Source organism: Actinokineospora sp. NBRC 105648 (genome assembly GCF_030269645.1).
GTDB lineage: Bacteria > Actinomycetota > Actinomycetes > Mycobacteriales > Pseudonocardiaceae > Actinokineospora.
Genome location: NZ_BSTR01000128.1, coordinates 1 through 382, shown reverse-complemented (window position 1 = coordinate 382; position 382 = coordinate 1). Strand labels below are relative to the sequence as shown.

Below are 382 nucleotides of genomic sequence, written 5' to 3'. Positions count from 1 at the left end.
TCTCGCCGCCCTCGATACCCGGCCGGGCGCTGTTGCGGATGGTCTTGCCGTCCATCGCCACCGCGACCATCGTCCCCGGCACCCGCCTGCCGACGCGACCGGCGACCGCCCTGGTCATCGCTTCGGCACGAAACCACGCACACACCCGCTCATCGGCGTCGTCGGCATCAACCTCGTGCGCGATCCGACGCATCGTGGCCGCACTGGGCACCACATGTTCACCGGTCGAGGGGTGAACACGACATCCCGCCAACACCAACATCTCCGGCGGGAGATCGGCTGCCCGGTCCGCGATCTCCCGGAAGTTCCGAGCACCGGCCAACACCGCGAGCATCATCACCGCCAACACCGCGCCGATCCGATGCCGCACCCCCCTGGCCTT

Annotated in this window: 1 protein-coding gene; it reads right to left on the bottom strand. The window is 69.1% G+C overall.

All coding sequences use genetic code 11. The features are described from left to right. The coding region (locus QSK30_RS36660) for a transposase family protein (RefSeq protein ID WP_285510010.1) at window positions 1–370 on the bottom strand (370 nt) is incomplete at its 3' end. Window positions 371–382 lie beyond the last annotated feature (12 nt).